Raw genomic sequence first — 4,601 nt, forward strand, 5'->3', positions numbered from 1 at the left:
GCTTCTGCAACAGCATTATGTTCAACTTTAGGATCAACTACAAATAAAGCATTTGGTAATCTTCTCATTTCTTTGATTCCACCTAAGTTCTTTTGTAACTTAGCTTTTTCTTTCATCAATAAGACTGCTTCTTTCTTAGTAAATAATTCTAAAGTTCCATCTTCTTCCATTTTTTCTAATTCTTTTAATCTTCTAATTCTCTTTTGAATAGTTTTAAAGTTTGTTAAAGTTCCACCTAACCAACGAGAATTAACATAGAAACTTCCAGATCTTTCAGCTTCTAATTGAACAGCTTCTTGCGCTTGCTTCTTAGTTCCTACAAATAAAACTTTTCCACCTTTAGCAACGATATCCATCATAGCTGCATAAGCTTCATCGATTTTATCAGATGATTTCTTTAAATCGATAATATAAATACCATTTCTTGAAGTGAAAATATATGGAGCCATTTTAGGATTCCATCTCTTTGTTTGATGTCCAAAATGAACACCAACTTCTAATAATTTTTTCATTGAAATTACTGCCATGTAACTTCCTCCTTTTGTTTTTTTCCTCCACTGTTTCTAACATAAACCACCAATTATATTGGCACTCGATTTATGAATTCACAATGTGTGTATTTGAAATACCTGTTGTATGATACCACAATTATTGTAAAAATACAATATGATTTTCATTTTTTCTACAATTTTACTGTTTCTAAAAGTTGATACATCATATCTACCTGATTAATTAATTGCCCGTTTTTCATATAATAATTCTGATACCCTCTACGATATCCTATATTTTTATGAATATAGACTTTATCAAACTCAAGAAAAGTTGGTATCCGACTATAGTATCGTCGTAAATAGTCTGGAATAAACTTATATAAATAAAATTGTTGGATGAAAAGATAACACAGTATAATAATGGTATTTGTTTGAAAATAAAAAACAAACAATAAACAATAAACAAGAACAGATATTTTGAGTTGCCAAATTAATGATTGTTTCAAATCCATAACACTTTGCAACAACAATCCTAGAAATCGATTTCCATCTAAGGGATATATTGGCAGCAAATTAAATCCAAATATGAACATATTCATTGTCAGCAAATATTCCTGATATATACTCTGATGCATAGAAAGAATCATCATATAAATAAGAAAATGACTGCATGGTCCTGCCAAAACAACACATATTTCTTGCCAAATTGAATGAAAATAAAAATCATGTAATGATAAATAGGCACCAAAAGGTAAAATTTCAATTTTCTCAATTTCAAAATGAAAATAATATGCCATCAAAAGATGGCATAATTCATGTAAACATACAATCATTAAAGTAGATAAATACCACTTTAAATAGCCTCCTATCCAGGCTAAGACAAAATAAAGTAGAGTTAAAGGATGAATTTCTATTTTAAGATATAAGTTCTTCAAATGTTGAATAATCAATTTCCTTTTCACCCTGTGTAAAAATAATCATAACCTGCTCTTTATATGTTCCCAATATTGTTGCTGCATCAACCTGATCATACATGCTAACAAAGACATCAGTAAGCTGACCAAAAGTAACTTCAATATTATTTTCTAATAGAACAGTCACATATTGACCTAAGATATCCTGTTTACCTACATAAATAACCCGTCCTTTATCAAAATTAAGTACTTCATTTGTCTGATTTGTATAGTAGTTATCTTTTATATTTGTATAACTAACATGGCTTGAAACAGTTGCACTTTGCTCATTATTTTGGAAAGATAAAAACTGATGGTTCATCCATTTTGTAAGTTCTGTAAAATGTAAATCATTTAAAACATAGTCTTTTATATATTCACCATTGGGACTGACTTTCACATAAGCACAGACTGCTACACCAACAAGTAAAACAACCATACATTTAATCATTGCATTATACAGTTTTAAAAAATGATGATCTGTTAGCTGGGGATGTTTTTGTGCTTTACGCTTTTCCATTCTTTTTCTAATTTCATCAATATCATTCACAAGTTTGTCACCTCAATTAAACTTATGAAATTTTTATTTAAAAATACGTTCTAATAAAGGTTTTTTCTTATTTTTTTGAAATGGCACTTCAATTCCCTGTAAACGTTTCACAATTCGATCAAAACATTGACTAATTGACAATGTTTTATTCATGTAAGCTGGCATACCCTTATTATTTGCTTCAATCATCAAATGATCATCATATACAATTCCCAATAAAGGAATTGATAAAATATCATAAGCATCTTTAAGATTTAAACAGCGTCCTTTATGAATATCGTCATCATTATATTTATTCACTAACATATGTAACTGTGTTACCCCTTGTTTCAATAACAACCCAACAACGCGATCAGCATCACGCAAAGAAACAACATCTAAAGTTACAACAATAATGGCTTCTTGACATAATCCACTTGCATATTGAAAACCTTTTTCAATTCCTGCTGGACTATCTATTAAGATAAAATCAAAATCCTCTTTTAAATGTTCAATCATTTTCATCATATAATCAATATTTAGATTTTCAAACGATAATGATTTACATGCTGGTAACAAAAATAATGAATCCATTCTTTTATCTTTTACTAAAATCTGATTTAAAGAACATTTATTCGCAATGACATCCTTCAAATCATAAATCACTCGATTTTCTAGTCCCATCATTACATCTAAATTCTTTAAACCAAAATCCGCATCTATTAAACAGACTTTATGTCCTGCTGAAGCTAGCGCATAGCCAAGATTAATTGATATGCTACTTTTTCCAACACCACCTTTACCTGATGTAACCACAATAGTTCTGCTCATACCCATCCTCCTTCATTGCCCTAATCTGGTTATCTTTATAATAGACACTTGTTAATGCAGAAGTTGTCAAATTGTGCAAAGATTGTTGATTTATTATGATTTGTGCATTTTGAAAATTTTGCCCATAAATCTTAACATCTTCATTCATTGCTATAATTGTTCCTCTGACACTATTTAGAAAATAAACATTATCATAGCAATAAACATAACTTCCAGGATTTACACTTCCCAAAAACAAGGTTTCTTGATGAATAAATAATTCTTCACCATTATGTAACTGTTTGTGCATAATATCTAACATAGGTCTTTGATGTGGTAACGAGATTCCATCAAATATGACCTTTTTCTTCGTATTTAACAGCATAATTAAACTTTTTAATTCATCATCTTCTAAAACTCGACATCCAAAATCAAAATATGCCCTCGGATAATAACCATCTTGTTGAAAGATTGGCTGATCCAAGAGCATATTTAAATCATTTAAAAAATCATTGAATGAACAATTTTGATTCACTTTCATCACTAAAACCTCATTCATCCCTTTAACTTCAATATTCATTATTCCACCTCGATCTTCACTTTATTGTAGATCCAATAAACGACCATCGATAAGACAACATTCACTAACAAAGTTGGCAATATCCTCATTGTTAAAAATGATGCAATAGGATATCTGGTAATATTGGTAATCCACATAAGCCAATATAACACAATTTCCTGTGCAAAAATTGTCAAAACACAAAAAACCATAGCCTCTGGTAAACTTAATGAATCTAATTTTACAATATAAGATCGAATAAAGGCGATTAAACAATAAATAAGTATATATATAGCTAATGAATTCGCATAAACAATTGAATAATAAACCCCACAAATTGCTGCGAAAAAATATCTTTCAGCTCCTTCAATAGTCTTAACAAGCAGCGTAAACATCATCAAACCTAAACAAGGAACAATTGTTATTGTTGTCTTTGTATAATTATACGGTAGAAAAAATGATAATGTGCTATCAATAAGGAAGCAAAGAAAAACAATAAAAAAGCACTTGAATAGATAACTATCTCTCATACGTGTTCTCATTTTTCATTCACCCTTTGAACTACTGCTACATAATTTAAAGAATTAAAATCAACACTCGGTTTCACATTACAAACAGATTCACTCGCATCATCACCAACAGTATAATCCTCAACAGTTCCAATTAAAATACCTTTAGGGCTTTTTCCTATACCACCCAATCCACTCGTCACAACTTTTGCACCTTTTTCTAATTTTTCTACATCGCTCAACAAAGTAATGCGATAACTCTTTGTGCTTAAATCATAACGATTTAATAAACCGTAGTATTCTTCATCACCACTTAAAATCATAATCGGTAATTGACTTTTTGCATTCTCACTAGACAATAAGGTAACAGTAGAAGACATTTCACTAACATTCGTTACAGTTCCAATCATTCCCTTTGCACTAATCACAGCCATTCCCTCTTTTATATCAGATAAATTGCCTAAATCAATTGTCACCTGATTATTCCAGTTCTCAGTATCACGCGAAATAACTTTAGTATATTTCACACGATAATCAGTCGGCAAATAATCAATTTCTGTAATTTCTTTTAACTGATCTATTTCAGAAGTAAGAACATCATTCATTGCTGATTCACGTGCAATGTTATCTAGTTCCTCTTTTAATTTCGCATTTTCTTTATAAACATCCTTTAAATCATTATATTCTTTAAATAAATCACTGATATATTGAATTGGCGCTTTAATAACATAATATTCAATATTCGCAATT

General features: G+C 29.7%; 7 protein-coding genes. All 7 read right to left on the reverse strand.

What is annotated here, in order from left to right; all coding sequences use genetic code 11:
- On the reverse strand, positions 1 to 527 hold a 527-nt coding region (rpsB, locus tag BN350_RS21385; protein WP_044600301.1), incomplete at its 3' end, for a 30S ribosomal protein S2.
- A 155-nt stretch (positions 528 to 682) separates the two neighbouring features.
- Positions 683 to 1,441 carry a site-2 protease family protein gene (locus tag BN350_RS11805; RefSeq protein ID WP_028043781.1) on the reverse strand — a complete coding sequence of 253 codons (759 nt, stop codon included), beginning with the start codon at positions 1,439 to 1,441 and terminating at the stop codon, positions 683 to 685.
- The gene (locus tag BN350_RS11810; protein ID WP_028043782.1) at positions 1,407 to 1,994 is read right to left on the reverse strand and encodes a M23 family metallopeptidase; all 588 of its coding nucleotides are present in this window, start codon (positions 1,992 to 1,994) and stop codon (positions 1,407 to 1,409) included. Before BN350_RS11810 ends, BN350_RS11805 begins: the two co-directional genes overlap by 35 nt.
- A 33-nt stretch (positions 1,995 to 2,027) precedes the next feature.
- Positions 2,028 to 2,804, reverse strand: a complete 777-nt coding sequence (minD, locus tag BN350_RS11815) for a septum site-determining protein MinD (protein ID WP_028043783.1) — start codon at positions 2,802 to 2,804, stop codon at positions 2,028 to 2,030.
- A complete protein-coding gene (locus tag BN350_RS11820; protein ID WP_028043784.1) occupies positions 2,773 to 3,363 on the reverse strand; it encodes a hypothetical protein in 591 nt (196 codons plus the stop codon). The genes minD and BN350_RS11820 overlap by 32 nt, the downstream gene beginning before the upstream one ends.
- Positions 3,363 to 3,884, reverse strand: coding sequence for a hypothetical protein (locus BN350_RS11825; RefSeq protein WP_028043785.1), 522 nt, complete (start codon positions 3,882 to 3,884; stop codon positions 3,363 to 3,365). The genes BN350_RS11820 and BN350_RS11825 overlap by 1 nt, the downstream gene beginning before the upstream one ends.
- Positions 3,881 to 4,600, reverse strand: coding sequence for a rod shape-determining protein MreC (gene mreC, locus BN350_RS19150; RefSeq protein WP_231385279.1), 720 nt, complete (start codon positions 4,598 to 4,600; stop codon positions 3,881 to 3,883). The genes BN350_RS11825 and mreC overlap by 4 nt, the downstream gene beginning before the upstream one ends.
- Between the last annotated feature and the right edge of the window lies 1 nt (position 4,601).

The organism is Candidatus Stoquefichus massiliensis AP9, from assembly GCF_000455285.1.
In the GTDB taxonomy this organism is placed as follows: Bacteria; Bacillota_I; Bacilli_A; order Erysipelotrichales; family Coprobacillaceae; genus Stoquefichus; species Stoquefichus massiliensis.